The organism is Curtobacterium sp. MCSS17_005 (assembly GCF_003234225.2).
Taxonomy (GTDB): Bacteria; Actinomycetota; Actinomycetes; order Actinomycetales; family Microbacteriaceae; genus Curtobacterium; species Curtobacterium flaccumfaciens.
Window position 1 is genome coordinate 2280478 of sequence record NZ_CP126258.1, and the last position, 15671, is coordinate 2296148.

The 15671-nt window shown below is 73.2% G+C and carries 12 protein-coding genes and 1 tRNA gene; 7 read left to right on the plus strand and 6 right to left on the minus strand.

Annotated elements, in window-relative coordinates; genetic code table 11:
* Positions 1 to 57 precede the first annotated feature (57 nt).
* From lysA to argS, 3 genes are all read right to left on the minus strand, one after another.
* A complete protein-coding gene (gene lysA / locus DEJ20_RS10955) occupies positions 58 to 1479 on the minus strand; it encodes a diaminopimelate decarboxylase (protein WP_111235092.1) in 1422 nt (473 codons plus the stop codon).
* A gap of 58 nt (positions 1480 to 1537) precedes the next feature.
* Entirely contained in the window at positions 1538 to 2293 is a 756-nt protein-coding gene (locus DEJ20_RS10960; protein WP_146245408.1) for an LmeA family phospholipid-binding protein, read from the minus strand.
* A 154-nt stretch (positions 2294 to 2447) separates the two neighbouring features.
* Complete coding sequence (argS, locus tag DEJ20_RS10965; RefSeq protein WP_056068838.1) at positions 2448 to 4118, minus strand: arginine--tRNA ligase; 1671 nt, start codon at positions 4116 to 4118, stop codon at positions 2448 to 2450.
* Between the two features lie 59 nt (positions 4119 to 4177).
* On the opposite strand from argS, the gene DEJ20_RS10970 reads away from it, so the two are divergent.
* From DEJ20_RS10970 to DEJ20_RS10990, 5 genes are all read left to right on the plus strand, one after another.
* Entirely contained in the window at positions 4178 to 4753 is a 576-nt protein-coding gene (locus DEJ20_RS10970; protein WP_111235093.1) for a hypothetical protein, read from the plus strand.
* A gap of 237 nt (positions 4754 to 4990) precedes the next feature.
* Positions 4991 to 5062: transfer RNA gene (locus DEJ20_RS10975), tRNA-Arg, on the plus strand.
* A 164-nt stretch (positions 5063 to 5226) separates the two neighbouring features.
* Positions 5227 to 6288, plus strand: a complete 1062-nt coding sequence (locus tag DEJ20_RS10980; RefSeq protein WP_258377138.1) for a Gfo/Idh/MocA family protein — start codon at positions 5227 to 5229, stop codon at positions 6286 to 6288.
* A gap of 44 nt (positions 6289 to 6332) precedes the next feature.
* A complete protein-coding gene (locus tag DEJ20_RS10985; RefSeq protein WP_111235094.1) occupies positions 6333 to 10229 on the plus strand; it encodes a Pls/PosA family non-ribosomal peptide synthetase in 3897 nt (1298 codons plus the stop codon).
* Positions 10230 to 10243: 14 nt separating this feature from the next.
* Complete coding sequence (locus DEJ20_RS10990; RefSeq protein WP_258377139.1) at positions 10244 to 11572, plus strand: M1 family metallopeptidase; 1329 nt, start codon at positions 10244 to 10246, stop codon at positions 11570 to 11572.
* Here the strand turns inward: DEJ20_RS10990 and DEJ20_RS10995 are convergent.
* Positions 11569 to 11838 (minus strand): helix-turn-helix domain-containing protein, encoded by a 270-nt coding sequence (locus tag DEJ20_RS10995; protein ID WP_027465796.1) that lies wholly within the window; start codon positions 11836 to 11838, stop codon positions 11569 to 11571. The two genes, DEJ20_RS10990 and DEJ20_RS10995, sit on opposite strands and share 4 nt — an antisense overlap.
* A 32-nt stretch (positions 11839 to 11870) precedes the next feature.
* Here DEJ20_RS10995 and map point away from each other — a divergent pair, with 32 nt between their 5' ends.
* Positions 11871 to 12638 carry a type I methionyl aminopeptidase gene (gene map / locus DEJ20_RS11000; protein WP_111235172.1) on the plus strand — a complete coding sequence of 256 codons (768 nt, stop codon included), beginning with the start codon at positions 11871 to 11873 and terminating at the stop codon, positions 12636 to 12638.
* On the opposite strand, the gene DEJ20_RS11005 is transcribed toward map, so the two are convergent.
* Positions 12622 to 13197 carry a 4'-phosphopantetheinyl transferase family protein gene (locus tag DEJ20_RS11005; protein WP_181431518.1) on the minus strand — a complete coding sequence of 192 codons (576 nt, stop codon included), beginning with the start codon at positions 13195 to 13197 and terminating at the stop codon, positions 12622 to 12624. The genes map and DEJ20_RS11005 overlap by 17 nt on opposite strands.
* A 51-nt stretch (positions 13198 to 13248) precedes the next feature.
* Positions 13249 to 13452 (minus strand): hypothetical protein, encoded by a 204-nt coding sequence (locus DEJ20_RS11010; RefSeq protein WP_110895554.1) that lies wholly within the window; start codon positions 13450 to 13452, stop codon positions 13249 to 13251.
* 284 nt (positions 13453 to 13736) lie between these two features.
* Between DEJ20_RS11010 and DEJ20_RS11015 the strand changes: the two genes are divergently transcribed.
* A complete protein-coding gene (locus tag DEJ20_RS11015; RefSeq protein ID WP_284183326.1) occupies positions 13737 to 15659 on the plus strand; it encodes a TPM domain-containing protein in 1923 nt (640 codons plus the stop codon).
* The last annotated feature ends 12 nt before the right edge of the window (positions 15660 to 15671 follow it).

Below are 15671 nucleotides of genomic sequence, written 5' to 3' on the forward strand. Positions count from 1 at the left end.
GGTTCCTGTCGGTGGGGGTGCGCCCTGCGGGGTGGGCGGACCCGGTCGGGTCGGGGGTCAGCGGCCGGTGCCGTCGGCGGGCACAGCGGCGACCCCGGTGTCACGGGCGAGGAGGTCGTCGATCGTCTCGCCCCGCACGAGGATACGGGCTGCGCCGTCCGCGACGGCGACGACCGGCGGGCGGCCCACGTGGTTGTAGTTGCTCGACAGCGCCCAGCAGTAGGCACCGGTGGCCGCGACGGCGAGCAGGTCACCGCGCTGCACGTCGCCGGGCAGGTACTCGTCGTTCACCACGACGTCGCCGCTCTCGCAGTGCTTGCCGACGACGCGGCTCAGCACCGCGGGGGCGTCCGAGCTGCGGGCGAGCCGGGCCGTGTAGTCGGCGCCGTACAGGGCGGGACGGATGTTGTCGCTCATCCCGCCGTCGACCGAGACGTACGTGCGGGTCGCGCTGCCGCCGTCCTCGATCTCGAGCGTGACGGGCTTGATCGTGCCGACGCGGTAGAGCGTCACCCCGGGCGGGCCGATGATGTAGCGGCCCGGCTCGACGGCGATGTCCGGCACCGGGATGCCGCGCTCGGCGCAGGCCTCGCCGATGATCGTGGCCAGTGCCTCGGCGACGTCCTCGGGGGCGAAGGCCGAATCGGCCTCGGTGTAGTCGATGCCCCAGCCGCCGCCGAGGTTCAGCTCGGGCACCGGCCCCGAGGCCACGAGCGTCGCGTGCACGTCCATGAGTCGACGTGCGGCCTCGCGGAAGCCGGCGTCGTCGAAGATCTGCGAGCCGATGTGCGAGTGCAGCCCGACGAAGGCGAGCGAGGGCTCGGCGCGGACGGCTGCTGCGGCCTCGACGGCCTCGGACAGCGGGATGCCGAACTTCTGGTCCTCGCGGGCGGTCGCCAGGTACTCGTGGGTGGACGCGTGCACACCGGTGTTGATCCGGATGCGCACACGCTGCACGACGCCGGCGTCGGCGGCGGCACGGGCGACGCGCTGCACCTCTTCGTGGCTGTCGAGCACGATCGTGCCGATGCCGACCTCGACCGCGCGGGTGATCTCGGCGTCGGACTTGTCGTTGCCGTGGAAGCCGAGCCGGCCGGGGTCGATGCCGCCGGCCAGGGCGACCGCGAGCTCACCGGCGGTGCAGACGTCCACGCGCAGGTCGGCCTCGGCCATCCACGCGACGACCTGCGTCGTCAGGAAGGCCTTGCCGGCGTAGTAGACGTGCGCGTGGCTGCCGATGCGCTCGAACGCCTCGGCGAACGCGTTCCGCACGCGGACGGCGCGGGACTGGACGTCACGCTCGTCGACGACGTACAGGGGCGTGCCGAACTGCGCGACCAGGTCCGTCGCGCTGATGCCGCCGATCGCCAGGGTGCCGTCGTCGGTCCGCGTCGCGGACGCGGGCCAGATGCGGTCCACCAGTTCGGAGGCGTCCGTCGGGAACCGCAGCCGCGGCGGTGCAAGGGGGTTCTCGCTCACGGGACCCGATCCTACCGACGCGAGCCGTTCCTCCAGGCCGCGTTACGCACCCGTCCGCTCAGCCGCAGCTGCCCACGGTCCGCAGGCCGTCCTCGTTGAGCGGCAGCGCGTCCGCGGTGATCCGGACCGTCGCGTCCGACTTCGACACGTCGAGCGAGCGCACCCGCAGCGCCTCGGGCAGGAACTGCGCGGTGCAGACCTGCACCGGGACGCCGGTGACGCCCGGGATCGAGTCGACCTTGAGGCCGAGGTCGGAGTTCGTGATCCGGACGCTCTCCGGGGTGATCGAGATGCCGCGGCCGTCGTCCTGCGCGACGACGGCCCCCTTGGCGGCGTAGGTGATGTCGTAGCCGAGCACCGACGACGACCCCGTCAGTTCGACACCGCCGTCGACCAGGTTCAGCCGGTCGAACAGCGGGCTGTACTTCGCCAGGTCCTTGACGCTCGACGACGCCAGGGTGACCGTGCCGTCGACGTCGCGGACGTCGCCCTTGCCGTCCACCGGGACGTCCTGCGCGGTGACGTCGGCGGCGAGCGGGATGCCGTCGACCGTGAGCTTCGCCGAGGAGATCTCGACGCGGTCGAGCGTGCCGCTGATGAGCTGCGGGATGACGATGCCCTCGGCGTGGGCGTCGACCTCGCCGGTCGTGCCGTCCGGTAGCGACTGCTCGACCTGCTGGGCGATGATCCGGTCGACGACGCCGCGCAGCACGAGCTCGGCGACGACGACGAGGGCGGCGAGCACGACGACGACCACGAGCAGGACGACGGGCCAGCGGCGGCGCGTGGTGGGGCGTTCGGTGGCTGCGGGCATGCGTCCTACCCTGCCAGCCCGTCCCGGCAGCCCGCCTGGAGGCCCGGTGCGCGTCCGGCGCAGCGGCTTGCTGTGACACCGTGGAACGGACACAGCACCGCGGATCTCCGCGGTGCTGTGTCCGGAACCTGGTTCCGGGGCGACGGGGCGACCGCTACATGCGGGACGGAGCCGACACGCCGAGCAGGCCGAGGCCGTTGCGGACGACCTGGCCGGTGGCGTCGTTCAGCCACAGGCGCGTGCGGTGCAGGTCGGTCACGGGCTCGTCGCCGAGGGGCGTGACACGGCAGGAGTCGTACCAGCGGTGGTACAGGCCGGCCAGCTGCTCGATGTACCGCGCGATGCGGTGCGGCTCGCGCAGCTCGGCGGCGTGCCGGACGACCCGCGGGTACTCGGCGAGGGCTCCGAGGAGCGCGCTCTCGGACTCGTGGGTCAGCAGCGAGGCGTCGAACACCGACCGGTCGACCCCGGCCGCCGCGGCGTTCCGGGCCACCGACTGGGTGCGGGCGTGGGCGTACTGCACGTAGAAGACGGGGTTGTCGTTCGTGCGCTTGGTGAGCAGGTCGAGGTCGATGTCGATCGCGGTGTCGCTGGCGAACCGGACCAGGGCGTAGCGGCCGGCGTCGACACCGACGGCGTCGACGAGGTCCTCCATCGTGACGATGGTGCCGTTGCGCTTCGACATGCGCATCGGTTCGCCGTCCTTGAGCAGGTTGACCATCTGCCCGATCAGGATCTCGAGGTTCTTGCCCGGCTCGTCCCCGAACGCGGCGCACATCGCCATCATCCGGCCGACGTAGCCGTGGTGGTCGGCGCCGAGCATGATCAGGTTCCGCTCGAACCCGCGCTCGCGCTTGTCGAGGTAGTACGCCAGGTCGCCGGCGATGTACGCGGGCTCGCCGTCCGACTTGATGACGACGCGGTCGCGGTCGTCGCCGAAGTCGGTCGTGCGGAGCCACTCGGCGCCCTCGGCCTCGTACATCACGCCGGCCGACCGCAGTCGGGCGATGGCACGCTCGACGGCCTTCGACTCGTGCAGGGCGTTCTCGTGGAAGTAGACGTCGAAGTCGACGCCGAAGTCGTGCAGCGACGACTTGATGTCCGCGAACATGAAGTCGACGCCCTCGCGACGGAAGAGCTCCTGCGCCTCGTCGCGCGGCAGGTCGCGGACGTCGATGCCCGGCTCGAGGGTCGCGATGACCCGTGCGGCGATCTCGGCGATGTAGGCGCCGCCGTAGCCGTCCTCGGGCGTGGGCTCACCGAGTGCGCTGGCGACGAGGGAGCGGGCGAACCGGTCGATCTGCGCGCCGTGGTCGTTGAAGTAGTACTCGCGGGTGACGAGTCCGCCCTGCGCCTGGAACACGCGGGCCAGGCTGTCGCCCACTGCGGCCCAGCGGACGCCGCCCATGTGGATCGGGCCGGTGGGGTTGGCGGAGACGAACTCCAGGTTGATCCGGACGCCGTCGTACAGGTCGCCGGTGCCGAAGGACTCGCCGCCGTCCACGATGGTGCGCGCGATCTCGCCAGCGGCGGCCGCCTCGAGCGTGATGTTGATGAAGCCGGGGCCGGCGACGTCGACCGAGTCCACACCGTCGAGCTCGGTCAGCTCGCCGGCGATCTCGGTCGCGAGCTCGCGCGGGTTCGTGCCGAGCCGCTTCGCGAGCTGCATGGCTGCGTTCGAGGCCCAGTCGCCGTGGGCGCGGTTCTTCGGACGCTCGAGCACCACGTGGGACTCCTCGATCGTCACGGTCTCGGACGCGCCTCGGCGCTCGACGATCCCGGTCAGGATCGACAGGTACGCGGCGGAGAGTTCGGCAGGAGTCACGAGGACCGATCCTACCGGGACGCCCAGGTCCGCACCGGTCGATGCAGCATCATGTCGGGATGACCCCCCGCAGCCGCGCCCGGGCGCTCACCGTCGCCACCCTCACCACCGCAGCAGCCGTCGTGCTCGCCGGGTGCTCGGGCGGCGGGGACAGCACCCCGTCGGCCAGCGCGACCCCGGCGGGCAAGCCGGTGTCGCAGACCTGCGCGGAGCTCCTGCCGACCAGCGCACTGTCGGTGTACGGGCAGACCTTCGAGCTCGACGATTCCTTCACCCCGGCGAAGGGCTCCCCCGCCGCGACCATCGCGAAGCAGCAGGGTCGCGTGTGCCGGTTCGTCAGCACCGACGCGGACGCCACGGCGATCACGCTCGCGGTCGCCGACCTGCCTGAGAAGTCGCTCACCAACCTGAAGGACGCCCTGTACGAGCGGGGTGGGTCCGTCCCCACCTACCGCGTGGAGGGCTACTTCGCCCTGAGCGGCGACGTCGGCCGCGCGGACGCCTTCGCCGACCCGTACTGGATCACCGCGCAGTCGACGCTGTTCACCGAGCCGGGTGGGGCGCAGCCCGTCGTCGACGCGGTGCGCGCCGCGTTGCAGCCGTCCGCGTCCGCGTCGGCGACGCCCGCGGGCTGACGGGCGCTGGCACGGTGCGGGCTCCGCCATCTGGTGCGAGCTCCCGTGCGCGGTGCGCGCCTGCCGCGCCGCACGGAACACGGAACCTCGCACGGGATCGTGACGGACGCACGGTGCGGCCTGGAGGCCAGTGGCGGGCCCGCACCGCGCCTCCAGGCCGCCCGTCGTCACGTCCACGGCGCGACACGCACTGTCCAGGGCCACCCGCCGGACCTGCTACGGTTGTTGCACCCCTTGGCCCCCATAGCTCAGGGGATAGAGCACTGCCCTCCGGAGGCAGGGGCGGAGGTTCGAATCCTCCTGGGGGCACAGTCACATTTCCGCGCAAGCAGTTGTCTTCGCTTCACTCAGTCAGCTGCGCGCGATGTCGCCTGCGGGGACCTTTCCCCGTTGAGACTCCTCCGCGTTCGTCGCCGGTCTCGTGGCTGGGTGCCTCGACGGCGAGCAGCAGGACCGCCCGGTAGCGTTCCGGCATGACGATGACGTTCCCGGTGCCCGGAGTCCACGCACTGCGGGGCGGCCCCGTGCTCCGGTGGGGTGTGATCGGCCCCGGGGAGATCGCGAACGACTTCACCGCGACGCTGCACGCGAACTCCGACCAGCGCGTGGTCGCCGTGGGGTCCCGCTCCCCCGAGCGTGCCGCGGCCTTCGCCACCCGCCACGGTGTGCCCGGTGTGCACGGGTCGTACGAGGCCCTCGTGGCGGACCCGTCCGTCGACGTGGTCTACGTCGCCTCGCCGCACCCGCAGCACCTCGGGCATGCACTGCTCGCGATCGCCGCCGGCAAGCACGTGCTCGTCGAGAAGCCGATGACGACCTCGGCGGCGGACACGCGCACCCTCGCCGACGCCGCACGGGCCGCTGGCGTCCTCGCGATGGAGGCGATGTGGACCCGGTACCTGCCGGGCACGACCGTCGTGGCGCGTCTGCTCGCGGAGGGGGTGCTCGGCGACGTCCGGCTCGCGACGGTCGACGTCGGGTGGCCGCACGACCCGGACCCGGCCGACCGGATGTTCGACCCCGCCGCCGGTGGGGGTGCCCTCCTCGACGCCGGCGTGTACGGGCACTGGTTCGCACGGTTCGCCACCGGCGCCCCGGTGACCAGCAGCACGACGGGGGCGGTCTCGGATCGCGGGGTGGACCTCCAGTCCGTCACGGTGTCGACGGCGGAGGGTGGCGCGCAGTCGGTGGTGGCCACGTCGATGACGGCGTGGACGCCGGGGCTGGCGGTGATCGCCGGGAGCCGGGCCACGGTCCGGTACACCGACCACTTCGTGTTCCCGGCGTCGTTCGCGGTGCACCACCGGGGTGGAGAGGACCACTGGGCGGAGCCGACGGGGCTGCGGGGTCGTCAGGGACTCGTGTGGCAGGCGGCGGCGCTCGTGCAGTACGTGGCGGACGGTCGCACGGAGTCCCCGGTGCACTCGCTGGACGACTCGATCGGGATCGCGACGGCGCTCGACGCGGCCCGTGCGGCACTCGGCCCGACCGGTGCGGCACCGTCCGTTCCCGAGCAGGACACCTCGACCCTCTAGGATCACGGGCCGGTCGTCCCGCACGCGACCGGGAAGAGGCCTCGATGACCATCGGCACCGGGAACGCGCAGCTCGAACTCGCCCGCGGCGGCGACGCACCCGCCCCACGGACCCTGTTCGACGTCCTGGCGGCGACCGCGGCGACCCACCCGGACGCGACCGCCCTCGAGGACCCGGCCGGCAGCGTCGACTACGCAGCCCTGCTCGACCTCGTGCGCGCGCAGGCCGACGACCTGGCCCGCCGCGGTGTCCGACGGGGTGACCGGGTCGGTGTGCGGATCCCCTCCGGCGGGCGTGACCTGTACCTGTCGATCCTCGCCGTGCTCGCCGCCGGAGCGGCCTACGTGCCGGTCGACGCCGACGACCCCGAGGAACGCGCCACCCTGGTGTTCGGTGAGGCCGGTGTCGTCGGGGTGATCGGCGCGGGCGGTGTCCTGCGCGACCGCGACGGCACCGAGCTCCCGGTGACCGCCCCTGCGGCGAGCGCCGAGCTCCCCCGTGAGACCGACGACGCGTGGATCATCTTCACGTCCGGGTCGACCGGGGTGCCGAAGGGTGTGGCGGTCACCCACCGCAGTGCAGCGGCGTTCGTGGACGCCGAGGCGCGGATGTTCCTGCAGGCGGCGCCGATCGGTCCGGGTGACCGGGTGCTGGCGGGGCTGAGCGTGGCGTTCGACGCGTCGTGCGAGGAGATGTGGTTGGCGTGGGGGCACGGTGCCGCGTTGGTGCCGGCACCCCGGTCGTTGGTGCGGACGGGGGTGGACCTGGGGCCGTGGCTCATCGCGCACACGATCACGGTGGTTTCGACGGTGCCGACGCTGGCGGCGTTGTGGCCGGACGATGCGCTGGAGCAGGTGCGGCTGGTGATCTTCGGTGGTGAGGCGTGCCCGCCGGAGCTCGCGGCGCGCATCGCGAGTCGTGACCGTGAGGTGTGGAACACGTACGGGCCGACCGAGGCGACGGTGGTGGCGTGCGGGTCCCTGCTCGACGGGAGCCAGCCGATCCGGATCGGGTTGCCGCTGGACGGGTGGGACCTGGCGGTGGTGGACGGTGCCGGGCAGCGGGTGGAGCCGGGCGGCGTCGGGGAGCTCGTGATCGGCGGGGTCGGGCTGGGGCGGTACCTGGACCCGGCGAAGGACGCGGAGAAGTACGCGCCGTTCCCGGAGCTCGGGTGGGAGCGGGCGTACCGGAGCGGGGACCTGGTGCGGTACGAGCCCGAGGGGCTGGTGTTCCAGGGGCGGGCGGACGACCAGGTGAAGCTCGGCGGCCGGCGGATCGAGCTCGGGGAGATCGATGCGGCGCTGCAGGCCCTGGACGACGTGGCGGGTGGTGCGGCGGTGGTGCAGCGGACCCCGGCGGGCAACCAGGTGCTGGTCGGGTACGTGGCTCCGGTGGCCGGGGCGACGGTGGACGTGGCTGCGGCGAACGCCCGGTTGCGGCAGGAGCTGCCGGCGGCGCTGGTGCCGTTGGTGGCCGTGGTGGAGTCGCTGCCGACGCGGACGTCGGGCAAGGTCGACCGTGCGGCGCTGCCGTGGCCGTTGCCGGGTGCCTCGGACGCGGCGATGCTGCCGGACACGGTGGCGTGGATCGCCGAGCGGTGGTCGGCGATCCTGGGGGTGCCGGTGGCGAGCGTCGACGACGACTTCTTCGCGCACGGCGGTGGGTCGTTGACGGCGGCGCAGCTGGTGTCGGCCATCCGCGAGCGGTTCCCGACGACGACGGTGGCGGACGTGTACGACCACCCGCGGATCGGGGCGTTGGCGGCGGCGCTGGACGAGTCCGGCCCGGTGGCGGCATCGTCGCGCGACGTGACTCCTGTCCCCCCGGCGACCGGACTGCTGATGACGCTGCTCGGGCTGCCGGTGCAGGTGCTCCGGGGGTTGCGGGTGCTGACGTGGACGGCCCTGGTGGCTGCGGTGCTGCACGCGACGACGCTGCCGTTCCTGCCGGTGCTGCCCTGGCCGGTGCTGGTGCTGGCGCTCCTGGTGTTCGTGACGCCGATCGGCAAGATGGCGCTGACGGTGGTGCTGGCGCGGCTGCTGCTCGCCGGGGTCCGGCCGGGGTCGTACCCCCGCGGTGGTCCCGTGCACCTGCGGGTGTGGTTGGCCGAGCGCATCGCCGAGGCGGTCGACGGCCCGTCGACCGCGGGTGCCCCGTGGATCAGCTACTACGCCCGGGCACTCGGTGCGCGGATCGGCAGGGACGTCGACCTGCACACGCTGCCGCCGGTGACGGGGATGCTCACGATCGGCAAGCGTGCGTCGATCGAGCCCGAGGTCGACCTGGCCGGGCACTGGCTCGACGGCGACGTGTTCCACCTGGGGCACGTCCGCATCGACGAGGACGCCGTGGTTCGCAGCCGGACGACGCTGCTGCCCGGGGCGCACGTCGGCGCGGGTGCCGAGATCACGGCGGGTTCCGCCGTCGGCGGCCCCGTGCCGGCCGGCGAACGCTGGGCAGGGGCACCTGCGGAGCGCACCGGGTCGGCTCGTGACGACCGGGAGGCCCGCCCCGCGACCCGACGACGCTGGCTGCTCGCGTACGGGGCCGGGTCCCTGGCCGTAGCCGGGTTGCCGGTGGTCGGTGTCGCGGTCGGACTGCTGGTCGCCCTCGCCCTGGTCGGGCGGGCGTCGACCCTGGGCGACGCGGTGCTCCGTGCGCTGCTGACGGTCCCCCTGGCGACGGTCGTCGCCGGTGCGGTGTACGCGCTGCTGGTGGTGGTCGCGGTGCGGCTGCTCGGCATCGGCCTGCACGAGGGGCGGCACCCGGTGCGCTCCCGGATCGGCTGGCAGGTGTGGTCGACCGAGCGGGTGCTCGACGCGGCGCGCACCCTGCTGTTCCCGCTGTACGCCTCACTCGTGACGCCGGTGTGGCTGCGGCTGCTCGGCGCCCGCGTCGGGCGGGACACCGAGATCTCGACGGTGCTGCTCATCCCCGCGCTGACGCAGATCGCGTCGGGGGCGTTCCTGGCCGACGACACGATGGTGGCGACGTACGAGCTCGGCGGCGGTCGGGTGCGGATCGGTCGCTCGAAGGTCGGCCGTCGGGCGTTCCTCGGCAACAGCGGTATGACGGGTGCCGGACGTTCGGTGCCGCGCGAGGCCCTGGTGGCGGTGCTGTCCGCGGTGCCGAAGAAGGCCAAGCGCGGGTCGTCGTGGCTCGGATCGCCCCCGGTGCGGCTGCGGCGTGCGGCGACGGAGTTCGACGAGGCGCGCACGTTCCGTCCGTCCTGGCGGCTCAAGGTCGCCCGCGGCTGCTGGGAGCTCCTGCGCCTGGTGGCCCCGATGGTCTCCGCCGCCATCGCGCTCGGCGTGGCCGGAGCCCTGCTGGCGCTGTGGTCGGCCGTCGGGATCGGGTGGACGGTGCTGCTCGCCGGGCCGGTGCTCATCGCCGCCGGTGCCGTCGCCGCCGTGGTGTCGACGATCGCGAAGTGGGCGTTCGTCGGCCGGATCACCGCCCGGGAGCACCCGCTGTGGTCGTCGTTCGTGTGGCGCAACGAGGTGCAGGACACCTTCGTCGAGACCGTCGCGCGCCCCTGGTTCGCCGAGCAGGCCACCGGCACCCCCGCGCTGGCCGTCTGGCTGCGGAGCCTCGGTGCGACGATCGGCCGCGGCACCTGGCTCGAGACGTACTGGCTGCCCGAGGCCGACCTGGTCACCATCGGCTCCGGGGCGTCGGTGGCGCGGGGCACGGTCGTGCAGACGCACCTGTTCCACGACCGCGTGATGCAGCTCGACACCGTCCGGCTCGACGTGGGTGCGACGCTCGGGCCGCACAGCGTGGTCCTGCCGGCGGCCGGCATCGGTGCCGGGGCGACCGTCGGGCCGTCCTCGCTCGTCATGCGCGGTGAGCAGGTGCCGACGGGCTCCCGCTGGTCCGGCAACCCGATCGCTCCGTGGACATCGGCAGCACCGTCGGTGACCGCCCCACCGGCGCCATGAGGTTGACTGTCCCCGTGCCCTCCGATCCCGCCGCAGACCCGTACACCCCGCACAACGGCGACCGACGGTGGAGCGCCGAGCACTACGAGCTCCGTCTCGACTACCGCGTCGCCACGAACCGCCTGGACGGCACCGCCACGATCACCGCGCGTGCCCTCGAGCCGCTCGAGAAGGTCGTGATCGACCTGCACGGGCTCACGATCGACCGGGTCGACGTCGACGGACGCCGGGCGAAGAAGGTCTCGACCGCGACGCACAAGGTGACGGTCACCCCGGCCGACCCCATCGCCGCCGGCACCGTGTTCACCGTGCACCTGCGGTACCGCGGCACCCCGCACCCCGTCCGGAGCGCGTGGGGGCAGCTCGGCTGGGAAGAACTGTCCGACGGCGTCATCGTCGCCGCGCAGCCAACGGGAGCGCCGTCGTGGTTCCCGTGCAACGACCGCCCCGACGACAAGGCGACCTACCGGATCGAGATCGCGGCCGAGGCGGCGTACGACGTCCTGGCGAACGGGGAGCTGCTCGCCAAGGAGCGCGACCGCGTCGGCACCCGCTGGACCTACGCCACCACCGAGCCGATGGCGACCTACCTGGCGACCGTGCAGATCGGCCGGTACCGCACCACGAAGCTGCGCACGAGCGGGGTCCCCGTCACGCTGCACCACCCCGCCGACCTCGCCGCCGCCGCGAAGACCGACTTCGGCCAGGTGCCGGAGATGCTCGCGCTGTTCGGTGACCTGTTCGGCCCGTACCCGTTCGCGGCGTACGGCGTCGTGGTGACCGACGACGACCTCGAGATCCCGCTCGAGGCCCACGGCCTGGCGGTGTTCGGCCGGAACCACGTCGACGGCGAACACGGCACCGACCGCCTCATCGCCCACGAGCTCGCCCACCAGTGGTTCGGCAACTCCGTCACGGTCACCCGGTGGCAGGACATCTGGCTGCACGAGGGGTTCGCCTGCTACGCCGAGTGGCTGTGGTCCGAGGACCGCGGCGACGACACCGTTGACCAGCTGGCCGAGCGGTACCGGCAGGGACTGCTCGAGCAGCCGGAGGACCTGGTGGTCGGTGACCCGGGCGCGAAGGACATGTTCGACGACCGCGTCTACAAGCGCGGTGCCCTCGCCCTGCACGCCGTCCGCCGCACGTTCGGCGACGACGCCTTCTTCACCGGGCTGCGGAGCATCACCGAGCGGCACCGGCACGGATCCGTCACCGTGCCCGACGTGCTCAGTGCGTTCGCGGACGCCGCCGGCCGTTCCGTCGCGGACGTCCGTGCGGTGACCGGGCCCTGGATCGACGAGGCCTCGGTGCCGGCACTGCCCGCGCCGCGCGTCGGTTAGCCGGCCAGCTCGCCGTCGGCCGGGTCGCAGCTGACCTCGGACCACACCGCGTCGAGCGACAGCCCGACCACGCCCGCGACCGACGCGATGGTCGAGAACGCCGGCGTCGCGATGCGACCGGTCTCGATCTTCCGGAGCGTCTCCGGCGAGATCCCCGCGGCCAGGGCGGTGTCCACGATCGATCGCGGACCACGGGCACGACGGAGCAGCGCACCGAGGCGACGACCGCGCGCGACCTCGTCGGGGCGGAGTGGGAGACGGACCATGACCACATAGTAATACCGGTATGATCATCGGCGTGATCGAGATCCTGACCCCCGCCGAGGTCGACAAGGGCCGCGCCACCGGAGCCCTCGTCGGCACGATCCTGCAGACCCTGCGCGAACGCACCCGCGTCGGCACGAACCTGCTCGAGATCGACCGGTGGGCGAAGCAGATGATCGAGGCCGCCGGTGCCGACTCCTGCTACGTCGACTACGCACCCTCGTTCGGCCGCGGCCCGTTCGGCCACCACATCTGCACGGCCGTGAACGACGCCGTCCTGCATGGACTGCCGCACGACCAGGCGCTGCAGGACGGCGACCTGCTGACCCTCGACCTCGCGGTGTCCCTGGACGGCATCGCCGCCGACGCCGCGATCAGCTTCGTCGTCGGCACCGCACGTCCCGAGGACCTTGCACTCATCGACGCCACCGAACGCGCGCTGGCCGCGGGCATCGCCGCCGCCGGGCCGGGCGCCCGCATCGGTGACCTGTCCCACGCGATCGGCACCGTGCTCGAGGCCGCGGGCTACCCGGTGAACGTCGAGTTCGGCGGGCACGGCATCGGCTCGACCATGCACCAGGACCCGCACGTGTCGAACACCGGGCGCGCCGGTCGCGGCTACACGCTCCGGCCCGGGCTCCTGCTCGCGCTCGAACCGTGGGTGATGGCGGACACCAATGTCCTGGTCACCGACGCCGACGGGTGGACCCTGCGGAGTGCCACGGGAGCGCGGACCGCCCACACGGAGCACACCGTCGCGATCACCGAGGACGGCGCCGAGGTGCTCACGCTCCCCCGCTGACCGTCCCGACGACCTCGACGGGCAGGCCACCCGCCGCGACGACGAGCACGATGTCCGGCGCGGGGTACAGCACGGTGAGCGGTAGTTCGACACCCTCGAAGCGGGCGGTGCCGGCGACCACGTCGACCTCCACCGCGAGCGGGTCGACGCGCAGCCCGCGTCCGTCGCGTTTCAGCACGGCCTCCTTGGCCGCCCAGCTCGCTGCGAGGAGCGCCGGGTCCTCGTCGGCGCGACGGAGTTCGTCCGGGGTGAAGGCGTCGAGCGGCGCGGCTGCGACTCGCGACACCCGTTCGACGTCGACACCGAGTGCCGACGGTCCGACGGCGAGGGCGACGACGCCCGGTGCGCGCGACAGGCTCACGCCGACCGAGACGCCCGCGACGGTCGCCCACGGACGACCGTGGTCGGTTCCTGCACAGTGCGGGCAGACGCGCCCCGCGCGCACCGCGACCGGCTCGACGCCGGTCGCCGACGCGACGGCGGCGACCAGGGCCTCCCGGTCGTCCGCGCGGTCAGCAGCCGGCGTCCGGAGCGTCACCGTGACGGTCTGGAGGCGCAACCCACCGACCGGGGCAGCGCCCGTCGGTCGTGTGGCCGCGCCCAGGGCGGATCAGGCGTGCGTCAACGCGATGAGCGCGACGTTCATGGTGCTGTACAGGCCCTCGGAACGGGTCGCCTGGCGAACACGTCCGCGCAGGACCTCGTAGCGGCCGTCGTGCTCGCGCACGAAACCGATCACGCCCGTCGCCGGAGTCGACACCCGGTGGTAGCCGTCCTCGAGCGGGACGACCTCGGTACTCATGGTGCGTTCCATCGTTCTTCCCCTTCCGTTCATCGTCGAACAGTGGCGCCAGCATACCCCGGTACGGGGGACAAGACGTCCACAGGAAGCACGGTCCGGAGCGTTCCCCCAGAGTCTGTCCGTGCCCCTGCGTGGCCTGGATAGACTCCGGGCGACAGCGCACTCGTGGCGCGGTCCGGTGCGGTGCCACGGGGTACCGACCGGCGACGGACGGAGGACGGATGCGAGCGGTCCAGCACGGATCGGGCACGGACGGATCGAGCGGGCACAGGGGGACAACGCGGCTGTGGAGCCGCGTGACGGCGGCCCTGGTCGCGATGCTCATCGTCCTGGCTCCGGCAGCGACCGCCCACGCCACGGCGCCCGTCGACCTCGGCGGCGCGTACGTGCTCGACGAGGCCGACGCGCTGACCGCATCCCAGCAGTCGAAGGTCGAGCAGGCCGTGCAGGACCTGTACTCCGAGACCCAGACGCAGCTGTTCGTCGTGTTCGTGCCGTCCTTCACCGACCCCACCGACCACACCGAGTGGGGTCGGGCCGTGCTCGAGCAGAACCAGATCGACACCGACGGCATCCTGCTCTCGGTCGCGGTCGACGAGCGCAACTACGACGTGCAGCAGACGAACGAGACCGCGATCTCCTCGTCCGACGTGGAGAACGCCGTCAACGACTCGCTGCTCCCCGGGCTCAAGCAGGGCGACTGGTCCGGCGCCGCCGTGGCCTTCGCCGACGGGCTGACCCAGTCGCAGGCCCCGGTCGACCTCACCTGGCTGTGGATCCTGCTGCTCGTCGTGGTCGTCGGGCTCATCGTCGTGGTCCTGGTCATCCGGACACGCAACAAGCGCCGCACCGCCGCGGCCACGAAGGCGCAGGAAGCCTCGCTCGCCGACCTCGAACGCACCGCCGGCGGCGCCCTGGTCACCATCGACGACGAACTCCGCACCGCCGAGCAAGAGGTCGGGTTCGCGAGCGCCCAGTTCGGCCCGGACGCCGCGAAGCCCTTCGCCGACGCCGTGCAGGCCGCCCAGCGCGAGGTCCGCAAGGCCTTCACGATCCGGCAGCAGCTCGACGACGAGATCCCGGACACCCCGCAGCAGCGCGCCGAGTGGGCGAACCAGATCATCGTCATCTGCGAACGCGCGCACGCCGCGATCGAGGAGCAGACCGAGGCGTTCGACCAGCTCCGCTCCCTCGAGGACGGCATCGAGGACGCAGCCGCGTCGCTCGCCCAGGCCGTGGCCGCCGCACCGGCCTCGGTCGGAGCCGCAGCCGCAGCACTCGACCGCGTCCGCGCACGCTACACCGGCCGCACCCTCGCCACCGTCGCGAACAACGTCGACCAGGCCCACCAGGTGCTCGCCTTCGCCACCGAACGCTCGAACGCCGCCACCGCGTCCATCGCGGCCGGTGACAAGGGCGAGGCGGTCGTCGCCGTCCGCGATGCCCAGCACGCGCTCGCCCAGGTGCAGCAGCTCACCGACGGCGCACTCGCCGCCGAGCAGTCCTTCGACGAGGCCACCGCCCGCGCCGAGGCGATGCGCATCGACGTCCAGGGGGACGTCGCCGCCGCCCGCAGCCTGCGCTCGGGCGGGCCGGACCTCGCCGCCGCGGTCACCCGTGCCGAGGCCGTGCTCCGCCAGGGGCTCGACCCGAAGGACCCGGTGGCGGCCGTCGACGCGCTGACCCGGGCGAACACCGAGATCGACCAGGCCATCGCCGCGGCGCGGGGTGCCGAGGAACAGCGCCAGCGGGCCACCCAGGCGCTCGACGCGGCCCTGCGCGACGCCCGCAACCGGATCAGCCAGGCCCGCGACTACGTCTCCCTGCACCGCGGCGGCATCGGCCCGACCGCCCGGACCCGGCTGTCCGAGGCCCAGCGCGCCTACGACGACGCCGTCGAGCTCGCCCCGAGCAACCCCGGCCAGGCGCTCAACGCCGCCCGCGCGGCCGAGCAGTACGCGGCCGCAGCGATGGACGCCGCCAACGACGACCTTGGCGGCTGGGGTGGCGGCCAGGGCGGTGGCGGCGGCGGTGCCCAGCTCGGCGGCCTCGTCACCGGCCTCGTCCTCGGCGGCCTGCTCGGCGGTCGCGGCGGCAGCTACGGCGGCGGTTCCTTCGGGGGCGGCGGCTTCGGCGGCGGCGGGGGCTTCAGCGGCGGTGGCGGCTTCGGCGGAGGCGGCGGTGGGGGCGGCGGCTTCTCCGGCGGCGGCCGCTTCTGACGGGCACGCTCC

Bases quoted from the DNA above. Each gene is read 5' to 3' on its own strand.
- DEJ20_RS10970 (WP_111235093.1), top strand. From the start codon at position 4,178: ATGACCCCCCGCAGCCGCGCCCGGGCGCTCACCGTCGCCACCCTCACC.
- DEJ20_RS10980 (WP_258377138.1), top strand. From the start codon at position 5,227: ATGACGATGACGTTCCCGGTGCCCGGAGTCCACGCACTGCGGGGCGGC.
- DEJ20_RS11010 (WP_110895554.1), bottom strand. From the start codon at position 13,452: ATGGAACGCACCATGAGTACCGAGGTCGTCCCGCTCGAGGACGGCTAC.
- DEJ20_RS10985 (WP_111235094.1), top strand. From the start codon at position 6,333: ATGACCATCGGCACCGGGAACGCGCAGCTCGAACTCGCCCGCGGCGGC.
- DEJ20_RS10995 (WP_027465796.1), bottom strand. From the start codon at position 11,838: ATGGTCCGTCTCCCACTCCGCCCCGACGAGGTCGCGCGCGGTCGTCGC.
- DEJ20_RS10960 (WP_146245408.1), bottom strand. From the start codon at position 2,293: ATGCCCGCAGCCACCGAACGCCCCACCACGCGCCGCCGCTGGCCCGTC.